This window comes from Rhodococcus sovatensis (assembly GCF_037327425.1).
GTDB classification, from domain to species: Bacteria; Actinomycetota; Actinomycetes; order Mycobacteriales; family Mycobacteriaceae; genus Rhodococcoides; species Rhodococcoides sovatense.
Window position 1 is genome coordinate 5,618,910 of sequence record NZ_CP147846.1, and the last position, 14,189, is coordinate 5,633,098.

A 14,189-nucleotide genomic window follows, 5' to 3' on the forward strand; every position below is an offset into this window, starting at 1 on the left:
ACCTCCTGTGACGTTCGAATCGAAAAGCTGATGCGGGAAGAAACTATCAGCGCCGGAGATCGGTGCCAATCGATTTTTCGAGACCCTGACGGTCGAGCTCCGAGAGGCGTCGATACGGGCCCGTCGGCTCGGCCGACATCCATACTGGGTCGGAGGTGTTCCACCTCTGCCTCTGTAGCTTTCGCGTGAGCACCTTGTGGGTGGCGGTTCTGGGGAGTTCCGTGCAGATCCGGATCAGCTCGGGTCGTGCTCGTCTCGCCAGGTCGGGTTGTCTCGTCAGGAATTCCATTACGTCGGCGACGGAATCGACGTCGTCGATGACGATCGCTGCCATGACTCTGTCTCCTGGTCCGCACGCCGGCACCCCGTACACGCTGGCTGCATGAATCCCGCTGTGACGCAGAAGTATCCGCTCGATCGGTGCGGACGCGAGGTTCTCCCCGCCGACTCGCATCCACCCGGTGGACCTACCGGCGAAGTAGACGAAACCGTCGGCGTCCTGATAGGCCAGATCGCCGCTCCAGTACATCCCGCCGCGCATGCGGTCGGCATCGGCGTCCTCGTCGTCGTAGTAGCCGCAGAACATCCCGCGACCGGCAGTGTTGACGAGCTCACCGACGGCGGCGTCCTCGTTCGTAAGGCGTCCGTCGTCGAATTCCGCGATGGCACAGACGTTGCCCGACGCATCGAGAATATTCACGCCTTCCGGGATCGGCCCCAGGGCGGTCGGTGGTGTGTCCGGGGTTCGCGCTATCGAGATTCCGCCCTCGGAGGATCCGAATCCGTCTACGACCGTCACTGCGAACCTGTCTGCGAACTGTGCGGCTGCACCCGGCGTCGCTTCGTTGCCGTAGACCACGCGCAGGGGGTTGTTGCGGTCGTCCGGCCGCGGGGGCGTCGCCAACACGTACGACAGGGGAGTGCCGACGTAATTGGCGTAGGTTGCACCGAACCGACGTACATCGGGAAGAAAACCTGAGGCCGAGAACGTTCTTCGCAGAGCGAGATTCGCGCCCGCTGCCAATGCGACAGCCCAACCGGCCATGATCGCGTTCGAATGAAACAGCGGCATCGAGACATAGACGGTGTCGGATGGGCCGAGCTGAAACCTCGACGCCAACATGGTTCCGGGAGTGACGACCTTGTCGTGTGTGCATCGGACGGCTTTCGGCTCACCGGACGTTCCCGAGGTGAAGACGAGCATCAACAGGTCCTGCGGGGCCGGATCGACAACAGGCCCACGAACACGATCACCCAGCTCGATTCCGGCGATGTTCACGGCGTTCGGTACCAGGTGGATGTGCTCGGAGTCGGTGAGGATCAGCTGGCAGTGGGTCCGTCTGGCATCGTCGACGATCGACGGTCCCGACCGCGTCGAGTTGAGTCCGACAAGCACGAAACCGCCGAGCGCGGCCGCGCCGAGCAGGTAGGAGAACTCGGGAACGTTGGCGAGCAACACCCCGATGTGGCGCGGTGCGTCGGCGTCGAGCATGCCCTCGATGTATGCAGCCCATCGTCGTGACTCCGCCACGTGCTCGGCCCAAGTGATGCGCCGATCCTCGAACAGCAGCGCCGTCGTCGAATCGTGTTCGCGCGCGAGGAGCAGATCCGCGACGGTCTCCATCACGCTGGAACGGACGCCAGTGTCGCCCCTAGGCGTTGGAGTTGCGCTGTGGCAGAGCCGTATACGAATTCAGCGCGCTTGGCAGCCAGGAAGTATCGATGAACCGGATGATCCCGATCGAGACCGACACCTCCGTGGATGTGCACCAGCGTGTGTGCAACTCGATGGCCTGCGTCGGCCGCCCAGAACTTGGCGACGGCAACCTCGTCGTCGCCTTGTCGCCCTGCCGACAGAACCCAGGCTGCCTTCCACAGGGTCAGCCGTGCACCCTTGACGTCGATGTATGCGTCGGCCAACCGCTGCGCCACGGCTTGGAAGCTACCGATCGGCTTTCCGAACTGCACCCGCTCGCGTGCATACTCGGCGGTGACCTTCAGTGATTCCTCCAACACCCCGAGCTGGTACGCGCAGGTTCCCAGTACGATGCGAGCCCTGATCCATCGTGCGGCGTCGCTGCTCGCGAGTCGTCGGTTCGGTTCGAGGGCAACGGAGTTCAGTTCGACTAATCCGAGGCTGCGGTTGTCGACGCCGCGCTGTGGCGTGATGGCGACCCCTGGGTCGTCGGCGCGAACGAGGAACACCCCGTCGGTGGTGTTCACGACGAATCCATCTGCGACGGTGGCGCTGTCGACGGAGATCTTCGTGCCCGTCACCGTCCATCCGGTGGCTGTTTCCTCGGCCCGAGTAAGAGGGTCGAGGAGGTCCTCGCCCTGTTCCTCTTCGAGCGCAAGCGTGAGTATCGACGATCCGGCTACAGCCGGCGCTGCCCACTCTGCCATCTGCTGCGGCGTTCCGAACTCGGCCACTGCGGCCGCGGCCGTGGAGCTCACGACGAACGGGACGGCGGCGAGACCGCGGCCCAGCTCGACGGCAATCGACGTCGACTCGAGGACGCCGAATCCGTCGCCGCCGACGGACTCGGGTGCCGCGGCTGCCAGCAGCCCCCCGGTTGCCAGCGCGCTCCACAGTGCCGCATCGATCGTGTCGGGGTTCGAATCGAGTTGTCGTTGAACGTCGTTGGTACTGTACTTCGCGACGAGGTCGCGGGTGAGTCCGGCGAGATCGCGTTGGGCCTCGGTCGTCGTGAAATCCATGGTCTCTTTCTTTCGGGAGTCAGCGAGCCTTAGGGAGTCGGCGAGTCTTCGGGAGTCAGCGAGCCGAGGCAGGCAGGCCGAGTGCGGTCATACCGATGATGTCGCGCTGCACCTCGTTGGTGCCGCCGCCGAACGTGAGGATCAGCGAGGAGCGGTGCAGGCGTTCGAGTCTGCCGTGCAGCTGCGCGCCGGGGGAACCTTGGCGAAGCGTGGCGGCGGGACCGAGGATTTCCATCATGGTGCGGTATGCCTCGGTGGCGAGTTCGGTGCCGTACACCTTGTTGGCCGACGCGTCGGCCGGACCGAGGGCGGACTTGGCGCTCGCGATCTCCCAGTTCTGAAGCTCCAGGTAGGAGACTTTTGCGTGCACCCGCGCGAGGGCGATCTGGACCCATTCCTGGTCGATGATTCTGGTACCGTCCGGCCGCTTGGTGTTCTGCGCCCACATCCGGGTGTCGCGTAGGGACGCGACCAGTGGCCCGGCGGAGGTCAGCGCGACGCGTTCGTGGTTGAGCTGGTTGGTGATCAACGACCACCCGCGGTTCTCTTCGCCGACGAGCGCGCTTGTCGGTACGCGCACGTCCTGGTAGTAGGTGGCGCTGGTGTCGGGACCGGCCATGGTGTGCACCGGGGTCCAGGAGAAGCCGTCGGCATCGGTGGGAACGATCAGCATGCTGATCCCGCGGTGCTTCTTTGCTTCCTGATCCGTGCGGCACGCGAGCCACACGTAGTCGGCGTACTGGATGAGCGAGGTCCACATCTTCTGGCCGTTGATCACGTAATCGTCGCCGTCGCGCACCGCGGTGGTGCGGAGGGACGCGAGGTCGGTGCCGGCTTCGGGTTCGGAATAGCCGATCGAGAAGTGCAGCTCGCCCGCCGCGATGCGAGGGAGAAAGTACGACTTCTGGTCCTCGGTTCCGAACGCCATGATCGTCGGAGCCACGCTGTTGATCGTCAAGAATGGGACCGGTGCGCCCGCGATGGCCGCCTCGTCGGTGAATATCAGCTGTTCCATGGCCGATCGGGCTTGCCCGCCGAACTCCTCCGGCCAGCCGAGCGCGAGCCAACCGTCCTTGCCCATTTGGTGGACGACGTCCCGGTAGACCGTGCCTTCGCCGTATTCGCCAGAGGTGGAGCTCAGTGCTTCGCGACGCTCCGGAGTGATCAGGGTGGCGAAGTAGGAGCGGAGTTCCTCTTGGAGCGCGGTCTGCTCCTGGGTGTATGCGATGTGCATGCCATACCTCTTTTCGATGCTGGCCAAATCATTGCACACGAGGTGTAACAGGTTCTAGTCTTGAGTGAGGACGCGCCTCCGCCGCACTGGCGCGGTTAAGTGCGTTCTGGGGCACTCAACCGTGCCACTGGTGGCGGAGCCCCCTACGGAATCGGCGGCCGAACCGCCCTACGGAAGGAGCGAATATGGTCGAGGTCGACTTCGATCTCTGCGAGTCCAACGGCGTCTGCGTCGGTGTGGCTCCCGACGTGTTCGATCTGAACGAGCGCGACGAGCTGGTCGTGTCCGACTCGGCCGCGGAGCTACCCGAGAACAAGGATGCGATCGACGAGGCCATCGCCGGCTGCCCGCGGGCAGCCATTCGGTGGCGGACCTAGGCTCCTTGCCAAGAATGAGAACACGTTCTACATTTTGATCGTGAGCGATGAACAGATACGACTTGACGGGCGGGTTGCTCTCGTCACCGGTGCGGCATCGGGACTTGGGCGTGCGGAAGCGATCGGGCTCGCGCAGTCGGGTGCGAGCATCGTGCTCGGTGACATCGCCCCGGGACCGGCCGTCGACGAAGCCATCGATCTGGTGAAGCAGGCCGGAGGCGAGGTCGCATTCGTCGCGGGCGACATCGGTGAACGATCGACCGCGGACGCCATGTTCAGTGTCGCGCAGGAGAAGTTCGGCAGCGTGGACATCGTCGTCAACAACGCCGGGATCGTCCGAGATCGCATGCTGTTCAACATGTCCGACGAGGACTGGGACGCTGTTATCAAGGTCCACCTGCGGGGGCACTTCCTGATGACCCGCAATGCGGGCGCCTTCTGGCGGGCTCGATCCAAAGCGGCGGACGGTCCCGTCTACGGCCGAATCGTCAACACCTCCTCCGAGGCGGGGCTTCTCGGGCCGGAAGGGCAGGCGAACTATGGTGCAGCGAAAGCCGGCATCACCGCGCTCACATTGTCTGCATCGCGGGCACTCGCACGATACGGTGTGCGCGCCAACGCAATCTGTCCTCGGGCGCGAACCTCGATGACCGAGGCGGTCTTCGGATCGGCGCCCAGCGACGGCCTCGATCCGTTGTCGCCCGAACATGTGGCCACCTTGGTCCGCTACCTGTCCGCCCCGTCGTCCGACAGTGTCAATGGGCAAGTCTTCGTCGTCTACGGTCCGATGGTCGCTCTGATGGCTGCGCCGACCGTCGAGGCGCGTTTCGACGCCGGCGACGGCGCGTGGACACCGGAAGATCTCGCCGAGCAGCTGGGTTCGCACTTTTCCGGACGTGATCCGTCGAGGACGTTCTCGGCCTCAGCGGCCCTCGATCTCGGTGCGCCGCAGGTCACGGCTGGTTCCTGAGCTTTGTCATTTCGGCTACATCGGTGGCCGGAGAGTACGAAGATGGTGACTGGCGGTTGACCATTGCCGCCGATCGGAAAACTAGATCACGTTCTAGTTTGGGATTCGGTGAACACCGATGATGTTGTCGAATACGTTGAACAACAACAAAAGAAACGCCCACAATGCGCATTCTTTGACTACCGAACCTGTTCTAGTTAATATGACCTGAGTCACACGCAACAAGTAGGGGAGGGTTGATGAACGACCTCCTACTCGTACCGCTACGTGCGGTAGGCGCGTTCTTCGACATGTCCTGGTACACCCTCCGCGCAGTATTCTCTCGGCCGTTCCAGCGACGCGAGTTCGTCGACCAAGCGTGGTTCATCGCCCGCGTTTCCATGGTGCCGACCGTCCTCGTCGCCATCCCGTTCACGGTCCTCGTCAGCTTCACCATCAACATCCTGCTGCGAGAAATCGGGGCGGCCGATCTCAGTGGGGCAGGCGCGGCCCTCGGTGCGGTTACCCAGGTCGGACCCATCGTCACCGTCCTGATCGTCGCCGGTGCAGGTGCGACGGCCATCTGCGCCGACCTCGCGGCACGCACCATCCGCGAGGAAATCGACGCGATGCGCGTGCTCGGCATCAATCCGATCCACCGTCTCGTCGTGCCGCGGGTACTGGCGTCCACCGTCATCGCGCTGCTGCTCAACGGCTTGGTATGCACCATCGGCATCCTGGGTGGCTTCGTGTTCTCGGTGTTCCTGCAGGGCGTGAACCCGGGGTCGTTCGTCAGCGGCATCACCTTGCTCACCGGTTTCGGCGAGCTCATCGTGTCCCAGGTCAAAGCCGGCCTGTTCGGAATGATCGCGGGGCTCGTCGCGTGCTTCCTCGGGCTGAACGTCAGGGGCGGCGCAAAAAGCGTCGGCGACGCCGTGAACCAAACCGTCGTGTTCGCTTTCATGGCGCTGTTCGTCGTCAATGTCGTCGTCACTGCCGTCGGTATCAAGTTGACGGCCGGATGAGGGAGCGCTGAATGGCCCTCGCTGCGGCAGGTCGATTCCCATTGACGCGTCGGCGCATCGCCGGCGCGTCGCGTTCGGCGGACCGTCTCGGTGAACAGGCGATCTTCTATCTCCAGGCGCTGGGTTCGGTTCCGCGTGCCGCGGTGCGCTACAAAAAGGAAACGCTGCGACTCGTGGCCGAGATCAGCATGGGGTCGGGAGCGCTCGCGGTCATCGGTGGCACGGTCGTCATCGTCGGCTTCCTGACGCTGTTCGCCGGGGGAACCATTGCGGTTCAGGGATTCTCTTCACTCGGGAACATCGGCGTCGAAGCACTCACCGGATTCTTCGCGGCATTCATCAACGTGCGGATTGCAGCTCCGGTCATCGCGGGTATCGGACTTGCTGCCACGATCGGTGCTGGTTCGACTGCCCAGCTCGGCGCGATGCGCGTCTCGGAGGAGATCGACGCACTCGAATCGATGGCTATTCCATCCATTCCGTATCTCGTCAGCACCAGGGTACTGGCCGGGATGATAGCGATCGTGCCGCTGTACTCGCTGGCGGTAATTGCCTCGTTCATCGCGAGTCGCTTTGCGACAGTGGTGATCTACGGTCAGTCGTCCGGGGTGTACGACCACTACTTCGATACCTTCTTGATACCGACGGACATCCTGTGGTCGTTCGCACAAGCGATCGTCATGGCTCTTGCCGTGATGCTGATCCACACCTACTACGGCTACACGGCAAGCGGCGGCCCGGTCGGAGTCGGTGTCGCAGTAGGAAATGCAGTACGCGCATCGCTGATCGCCGTCGTCACCGTGACCCTGTTGATCTCGCTCGCCATCTACGGCAGCTCCGGCAACTTCAACCTGTCGGGATAGCGATGAAAAAGCTCGCCGCTGCCGGCCTCGTTCTCGGTCTTGTTGCCATCGTCGCGTTCGCGTTGACGACGTTCGGTGGTGGATTCACCGAGACGGTCCCGGTCACCGTCACCTCGGACCGTGCCGGTCTTGTCATGGATCCGCAAGCCAAGGTCAAGCTTCGCGGTGTCGAGGTCGGCAGGGTCGCATCCATCACGCAGGAGGGTGGCGAGGCGCAGATACACCTCGATCTGAACCCGGCAATGCTGCAGATGATCCCATCGAACGCTGCTGTCGACATCAAGTCCACCACGGTGTTCGGAGCAAAGTACGTCAACTTCCTCGTCCCTGCCGACCCATCGACGCAGAGCCTCGAGGCCGGTGCGATCATCCCTGCCGAGAGTGTCACCGTCGAGTTCAACACTCTTTTCCAGCACCTGTCCGAGGTGCTCCAGAAACTCGAACCGGAGAAACTCAACGCAACTCTCGGTGCCGTCTCCTCCGCCCTGCGAGGCCGCGGCAACGAGCTGGGTGAGCTTCTCGAGGACACCGACGAATACTTGGCCACGATGAACCCCTCTCTTCCAGCGCTGCAACGTGATCTGTCGGCTGCGGCCGTCGTGACGAACGTCTACGCGGACTCGACGCCGGATCTGATGCGCGTCCTCGACAACGCGACGACGACCTCGGCGACGATCGTCAGCGAGCAGGCGAACCTGGATCTGCTGCTGATGAATGTCACAGGTCTCGCCGACACCGCGAATCAGGTTCTGACCGAGAACGAACAACCCCTCGTCACGGCCCTCGGAACGCTCACGGCGACAACAACTCTGCTCGACGAATATTCCCCGGCCCTGACGTGCTTCCTCGTGGGACTCAACAAGGGTCGGATCGCGTTCGGACCGCTCGCGGGTGCGGGAGACAACGCGTCGATCCAGTTGAGCTCGAGCTTCCTGCTGGGCGATCCGGCGTACACGGTCGAGAAGGACCTCCCGAAGATCGCTGCGTCCGGTGGGCCCAACTGCTACGGCCTACCTGACTTCGATCCGAAGCAGGGCCCGGCGCCGTTCGTCGTCGCCGACACCGGGACCCAGCCGTACATCCCGTCGACCCAGCCTTCGGTCAACGTGCCGACGATCTTCCAGTTCCTGTTCGCTGGAGCGTGGCCATGAGAAGCAACACGGTCAAACTGTCCATCTTCGCGCTCGTGATGGTGCTGATCTTCGGGGCGTTGGCTCTGGTGTTGAGCCAGTACCGTTTCGGCAGCACCGACGGCTACCACGCCGTCTTCACCGACGCCTCGGGGCTCAAGTCCGGTGACAAAGTCCGCATCGCGGGTGTGCCCGTCGGGTCGGTGTCGGGTGTGAAGGTCGCGGACGGTCTTCTCGCCGAGGTCGACTTCGACGTCGATTCGAAGTATCGACTGCTGTCGAGTACGGCGGCGACGGTCCGGTACGAGAACCTCGTCGGCGACCGCTACCTGGAGCTACTCGAAGGACCCGGTGGCACCGACGAACTCGGTGACGGCGGCACCATCGAAGTCACGCAGACATCGCCCGCCCTGGATCTCGACATGCTTCTGGGCGGATTCAAGCCGCTGCTGCGGGGGCTCGATCCGCAGCAGGTCAACGACCTGTCGGCGGCACTGCTGCATGTGCTGCAAGGTCAAGGAGGAACGCTGGTATCGCTTCTGGCCAATACCAACTCGTTCACCAACACCCTCGCCGATCGAGATCAACTGATCGGTGACGTCATCACCAACCTCGAGACCACTCTCGAGACCATCGACAGTCAGGGCGAACAGTTCGAGACCACGATAGACTCGCTGCAGCAACTCATCAGTGGGCTCGCGGAGGACCGTGATCCCATCGGGGCTGCGATACCCAAGATCGACTCTGCCACAGCCGACCTCGCCGGGCTTCTGCAAGCATCGCGACCCGACATCCAGTCCATGATCGCCGAGGCAGGACGCACTGCGACACAACTGGATCTGGGCAAGGACACCATCGATCAGGTTCTGACGAGACTGCCGAGCGACTACAAGAAGCTCATTCGCGTCGGATCGTACGGAAGCTTCTTCCAGTTCTACCTGTGCTCCAATACGTTCAAACTGTCCGGACCCGACGGCCGGACGCTTCTCGTTCCTACGGCCAAACAGGACACGGGGAGGTGTGCAAACATCAATGGACAAAACTAGAAACCTCGCACACGTCGGAATCATCGGGATCGTGCTCGCGGTCTGCATCGTGCTCGCAACACTGCAGTACGACAAGCTTCCGTTCCTCTCCAGCGGGACGAACTACTCGGCGATGTTCGAGGACGCAGGCGGACTGATGGTCGGCGACGATGTGACGGTCGCCGGAATCACTGTCGGCAAGGTCGACGGCATCTCCCTCGCCGAGCAGCAAGTGCGTGTCGAGTTCACGGTGCAGGAAGACATCGAACTCGGCGACGCGACGAGCGTGGACATCAAGACCAACACCATCCTCGGTCGCAAGTCGCTGAAGGTCACCCCAGCCGGTGCCGGCGCGATCGGAATCGACGACGTGATCCCGTCGAGCAGAACCAATTCGCCGTACTCGCTGACCGAGGCGCTCGGCGACCTCGGAACCACCGTCTCCGAACTCGACACCGAGCAGCTCGGCGATGCGATGAACGTCGTGTCGGACACCTTCGCCGACACTCCGCCCGACCTGAAAGCGGCACTCGACGGCGTGTCCCGACTGTCGGAGAGCATCAACTCTCGCGACGAAAGCCTGCAGGACCTACTCGAACGCGCCGAGAGCGTCACCGGAATACTCGCCGATCGCAGCGGGCAGATCAATCAACTGATCCTCGACGGCAACGAGCTCTTCGGCGAGCTCGATCGTCGCCGCACTGCGATCAGTCAATTGATCACCAACATCTCGGCGGTGTCGCGACAGTTGACGGCCTTGGTCCAGGAGAATCAGACGCAGCTCGGACCGACGCTCGAGAAGCTGAACTCCGTGGTGGCGGTGCTGCAGAAGAACAACGACAACATCGCCGGTGCGCTCGACGGTCTCGGTCCGTACATCAGTGCGCTGGGTGAGTCCGTCGCCAGCGGCCCGTTCTTCAACGCCTACATTCAGAACATTCTGCCCAGTTCCTGGTGGAAGACCGTCGTCGACAGCGTCGTGGCGCCGGAGCAACTGCCCAGCACGCTCATCGATCTGCTCCCGAAGAATGCACCGCCCATCCTGAAGCCGCCGGGGGAGTGAGATGAAGAAGATCGTGATCGCCGCAGCGGCCGCCGTGCTGGTCGTTGCCATCGCCACCGCAGGCTACTTCGTGTACATGGGAGTGACGCGTACAACCGTTGTCGCACAGTTCTCCTCGACGACCGGCCTGTACGCGGGCGACGACGTCCGAGTGCTCGGTGTGAATGTCGGAAAGGTGCGTTCGATCGACCCACAGGGCGACGAAGCGACGGTGACCATGGACATCGACTCGGACGTCAGCATCCCGGCCGATGCACAGGCGGTGATCATTGCGCAGAGTCTCGTCTCGGCTCGATTCGTCCAGCTCACTCCCGTCTATGCAGGGGGTCCCGAGCTCGCCGACGATGCTGTCATTCCATTGGAGCGCACCGCCGTTCCGGTCGAGTGGGACGAGATCAAGACCGAGCTGACGAAGCTGTCGAGCGCCCTCGGCCCCGATGGCGTCGACGAACAGGGCCCTGCCGGACGATTCATCGACACGGCCGCCGAGAACCTGGACGGCAACGGCGAGTCGCTCAGGTCCACGTTGACGGAACTGTCCGACACCATGCGGGTGCTCTCCGACGGTCGCACCGACCTGTTCGCGACGATTCGCAACTTGCAGACCTTCGTCACGGCGCTCTCGAACAGCAACGAACAGATCGTTCAGTTCGGTGGCAGGCTGGCCTCGGTATCGCAGATGCTCGGTGAGAGTTCCGACGAGTTCGGAGTAGCGATGACCGATCTCGACATTGCCATCGGGGAGGTGCAACGCTTCGTCGCCGACAACCAGGCAGGCCTGGTCGAAGGAGTCGCCCGGCTCGCCGACGCTACCCAGGTGCTCACCACGAAGCGTCCCGAGATCGAACGGGTACTGCATGCCGGACCCAATGCTCTGGCCAACTTCAACAATATCTACCAACCGGCACAGGGGACGTTGACGGGTGCGATCGCGGCGAACAACTTCGGCAATCCGATCAACTTCGTGTGTGGCGCCGTGGCGGGAATCGAAAATACTACTTCGGAGCGGAGCGCGGACCTGTGCAAGCAGTATCTCGGACCGGTTCTGAGCTCCCTGGTGTTCAACTACCCGGCGTTTCTGGCGAATCCGATCATGGGTGCCGACGCCAATCCCGATCAGATCGTCTACACCGAGCCGGGATTGGAACCGGCGGCACCGGCACCTACGCCCGTTCCCGCTGCGGCGCCGGTTATGCCGACTGTGCAGGTGCCGAGCCTCGGCGACCTGTTGGGAGGCGGACGATGAAGCGCGCGCTCGTCGGTGCACTGTTGGTGCTTACGCTGGCCGGCTGCCAGTGGGACGGACTGAACTCGCTTCCACTGCCGGGAACGGAAGGTCGAGGAGAGAACGCGTATCAGGTGCAGATCCAGATGCCGAATGTCACCACGCTGTCGCAGAATTCGCCGGTCATGCTCGACGATGTGACGGTCGGAAGCGTCGCGGGCATCGAGGTCCAGGACTGGAAGGCTCTGGTGACGGTCTCGCTGAACGAGGGCGTCGAGCTGCCGGCGAACGTCGATGCCAAGATCGGTCAGACGTCGCTGCTCGGCTCCCAACACCTGGCGTTGGTGCCACCGGAGAATCCGGAAGGCCGTCTGCAAGCGGGCGATACGATTCCGCTCGACCGCGCCGGGGCGTATCCGACGACCGAGCAGACATTGTCCTCACTGTCGGTGGTGCTCAACGGCGGCGGTCTCGCTCAGATCCAGGACATCACAACGGAGCTGAACAATGCGATCGGTGGACGCGAGGATTCGGTCCGCGACCTGCTGCCGCGACTCGACGAACTCGTATCCAGCCTCGACAACCAGCGCGGGGACATCATCGACGCCATGAGCGGCATCGATCGACTGGCAGTGAACGTTCAGAACCAGAACGCGACTCTCACCAGGGCATTGAACGAGATCCCACCGGCACTCGACGTGCTGATCGCAGACCGGGAGAACATCACCACCGCGTTCTCGTCCCTCGGGAATCTGAGTGAAGTCGTGACGCGGCTGATCGAGACATCAGGGCAGGACCTGCAGACCAACATCGCGAGCCTGACGCCGGTGCTCGAGGCCCTGGCAGACTCCGGGAACGCACTCACCGACGTGTTGTCGGTGCTGCTGACCTACCCATTCCCGCAGGAGGGCATCGACAACGCCATCCGCGGAGATTATGCGAATCTGGCGATGACGATCGACATGTCGCTTCCACGACTCGATGCGAACTTCCTGACGGGAACGCCGTTGGCGGGCAGGATGGGTGGCCTGGAGGGTGCACTCGGGACGCAGGCTGCGCCGACGGCTTCGTCGGCAGTCGATCCGCTGCTCGCACCCGTGGCTCCGCCGACACTGCAGATCCCGGGGCTACCGCCGATCGAGCTACCGGTCCTTCCCGGTCTCGGGGTGCCGGCGCCATGATGCTCACCAAGTTCGTTCGCGCTCAATTGATCATCTTCTCGATCCTCACTGTCCTCGGGCTTGTCGTCATGGCGACGCAGTACGTGGGCGCTCCGGCGCTGGTTGGCATCGGGCGTTACAGCGTGACCGTCCAGTTGCCCACCACCGGTGGTCTGTATCCACACGCGAATGTCACCTACCGCGGCACCACGGTGGGTGAGGTGAGCTCGGTACGCCTGACGCCCGATGGCGTCGACGCCGAATTGTCGATCGAGAGTTCCTATCGCATACCCGCCGATGTGGATGCGCAGGTCAAGAGCGTATCCGCGATCGGCGAGCAGTACGTCGATCTGATTCCGCGCTCGAGCTCGGAACCAGCGCTGGCCAACGGTGACGTGATTCCCGAAGACCGGACATCGGTGCCACAGGACGTCGGGCCCATGTTGGATCAGGCCGACGTGCTGCTGAGAAGTATCTCCGATACCAGGCTCGAGACCGTCGTTGACGAAGCGTTCCAGGCGTTCAACGGAACCGGTCCGGAACTGCAACAGCTCATCGATTCGGCGCGGTTGTTCGTTCAGGAAGCGCAGGCCAACTCGGAACAGACCAAGATCCTGCTGGACCAAGCGGGCCCGTTGCTCGACGGACAAGTCGTCAGTAGCGACGCAATCCGCACGTGGACCAGTAATCTCGCGACCTTCACCGACCAGCTGCGCGCCAGTGATCCGAATCTGCGAGCGATCATCGCGAAGGGCCCCGGAGCTGCGGCCGAGGCGAACCAACTGTTCCAGAACCTGCGGCCGACGCTCCCGATCCTGGTCGCCAACCTCGTCAGCATCGGGGAAGTGGGAGTCATCTACAACGCCGGCATCGAACAGATTCTGGTGCTGTACCCGCCGGTCACGGCTGCCCTGGTCACCGCGGCGGGAAGTGGACCGGCAGACGAGGGTGCGATCGTCGACTTCCAACTCGAGGTCAACGATCCTCCCGCGTGCACGACGGGCTTCCTGCTACCCGAACAGCGCCGCGACCCCAACGAGATGTCGATACCCGACACACCCGCCGACCTGTTCTGCAAAGTCGACCAGAACGACAGCACTGCCGTTCGCGGGTCGCGAAACTTGCCGTGTATGGAAGTGCCTGGGCGGAGAGCGCCGACGCCCGAAATCTGCCGCAGCGCAGAGGGCTACGTGCCGCTCGGCAACAACCCGCCGTGGGGACCTGTCGAACAGGATCAACCGTCGTACACCGAAATCCCCAGCGGCGAAAGCAGTGTCGCACCTGCATCGGCTGCCAGACCGTACAATCCGCAGACCGGAACCTACGTCGCGCCCGACGGCACGGCATACCATCAGCCGACGCTCGGCGGCGTCGACGACATTGCCGGACTGATGATGGGGCAGCAGGATGTCGGGTGAGT

The 14,189-nt window shown here is 63.2% G+C and carries 13 protein-coding genes; 10 read left to right on the forward strand and 3 right to left on the reverse strand.

Annotated features, from left to right (window positions below):
- Positions 1 to 46 precede the first annotated feature (46 nt).
- From WDS16_RS26260 to WDS16_RS26270, 3 genes are read right to left on the reverse strand one after another with little or no spacing between them, the layout of a single operon-like run.
- The gene (locus WDS16_RS26260; RefSeq protein WP_338893617.1) at positions 47 to 1,624 is read right to left on the reverse strand and encodes an AMP-binding protein; all 1,578 of its coding nucleotides are present in this window, start codon (positions 1,622 to 1,624) and stop codon (positions 47 to 49) included.
- Complete coding sequence (locus WDS16_RS26265) at positions 1,624 to 2,718, reverse strand: acyl-CoA dehydrogenase (protein WP_338888995.1); 1,095 nt, start codon at positions 2,716 to 2,718, stop codon at positions 1,624 to 1,626. Before WDS16_RS26265 ends, WDS16_RS26260 begins: the two co-directional genes overlap by 1 nt.
- Before the next feature lie 55 nt (positions 2,719 to 2,773).
- Positions 2,774 to 3,952, reverse strand: a complete 1,179-nt coding sequence (locus tag WDS16_RS26270; protein WP_338888997.1) for an acyl-CoA dehydrogenase family protein — start codon at positions 3,950 to 3,952, stop codon at positions 2,774 to 2,776.
- A gap of 185 nt (positions 3,953 to 4,137) precedes the next feature.
- Here WDS16_RS26270 and WDS16_RS26275 point away from each other — a divergent pair, with 185 nt between their 5' ends.
- The 10 genes from WDS16_RS26275 (at position 4,138) to WDS16_RS26320 (ending at position 14,187) form a co-directional block, all read left to right on the forward strand.
- Positions 4,138 to 4,329: a ferredoxin gene (locus tag WDS16_RS26275; RefSeq protein ID WP_338888999.1), complete on the forward strand. Its 192-nt coding sequence runs from the start codon at positions 4,138 to 4,140 to the stop codon at positions 4,327 to 4,329.
- Positions 4,330 to 4,360: 31 nt separating this feature from the next.
- Complete coding sequence (locus WDS16_RS26280; protein ID WP_338893618.1) at positions 4,361 to 5,299, forward strand: 3-oxoacyl-ACP reductase; 939 nt, start codon at positions 4,361 to 4,363, stop codon at positions 5,297 to 5,299.
- 239 nt (positions 5,300 to 5,538) lie between these two features.
- The gene (locus WDS16_RS26285; protein WP_338889001.1) at positions 5,539 to 6,303 is read left to right on the forward strand and encodes an ABC transporter permease; all 765 of its coding nucleotides are present in this window, start codon (positions 5,539 to 5,541) and stop codon (positions 6,301 to 6,303) included.
- Between the two features lie 11 nt (positions 6,304 to 6,314).
- Positions 6,315 to 7,166 carry an MlaE family ABC transporter permease gene (locus WDS16_RS26290; RefSeq protein WP_338889003.1) on the forward strand — a complete coding sequence of 284 codons (852 nt, stop codon included), beginning with the start codon at positions 6,315 to 6,317 and terminating at the stop codon, positions 7,164 to 7,166.
- Between the two features lie 2 nt (positions 7,167 to 7,168).
- Positions 7,169 to 8,317, forward strand: coding sequence for an MCE family protein (locus WDS16_RS26295; protein WP_338889005.1), 1,149 nt, complete (start codon positions 7,169 to 7,171; stop codon positions 8,315 to 8,317).
- Positions 8,314 to 9,342 carry an MCE family protein gene (locus WDS16_RS26300; protein ID WP_338889007.1) on the forward strand — a complete coding sequence of 343 codons (1,029 nt, stop codon included), beginning with the start codon at positions 8,314 to 8,316 and terminating at the stop codon, positions 9,340 to 9,342. The genes WDS16_RS26295 and WDS16_RS26300 overlap by 4 nt, the downstream gene beginning before the upstream one ends.
- The gene (locus WDS16_RS26305) at positions 9,329 to 10,384 is read left to right on the forward strand and encodes an MCE family protein (protein WP_338889009.1); all 1,056 of its coding nucleotides are present in this window, start codon (positions 9,329 to 9,331) and stop codon (positions 10,382 to 10,384) included. The genes WDS16_RS26300 and WDS16_RS26305 overlap by 14 nt, the downstream gene beginning before the upstream one ends.
- Position 10,385: 1 nt before the next feature.
- On the forward strand, positions 10,386 to 11,630 hold the full coding sequence (locus WDS16_RS26310) for an MCE family protein (protein WP_338889010.1): 1,245 nt from the start codon (positions 10,386 to 10,388) through the stop codon (positions 11,628 to 11,630).
- On the forward strand, positions 11,627 to 12,790 hold the full coding sequence (locus WDS16_RS26315) for an MCE family protein (protein WP_338889011.1): 1,164 nt from the start codon (positions 11,627 to 11,629) through the stop codon (positions 12,788 to 12,790). Before WDS16_RS26310 ends, WDS16_RS26315 begins: the two co-directional genes overlap by 4 nt.
- On the forward strand, positions 12,787 to 14,187 hold the full coding sequence (locus WDS16_RS26320) for an MlaD family protein (protein ID WP_338889012.1): 1,401 nt from the start codon (positions 12,787 to 12,789) through the stop codon (positions 14,185 to 14,187). Before WDS16_RS26315 ends, WDS16_RS26320 begins: the two co-directional genes overlap by 4 nt.
- Positions 14,188 to 14,189: the final 2 nt, after the last annotated feature.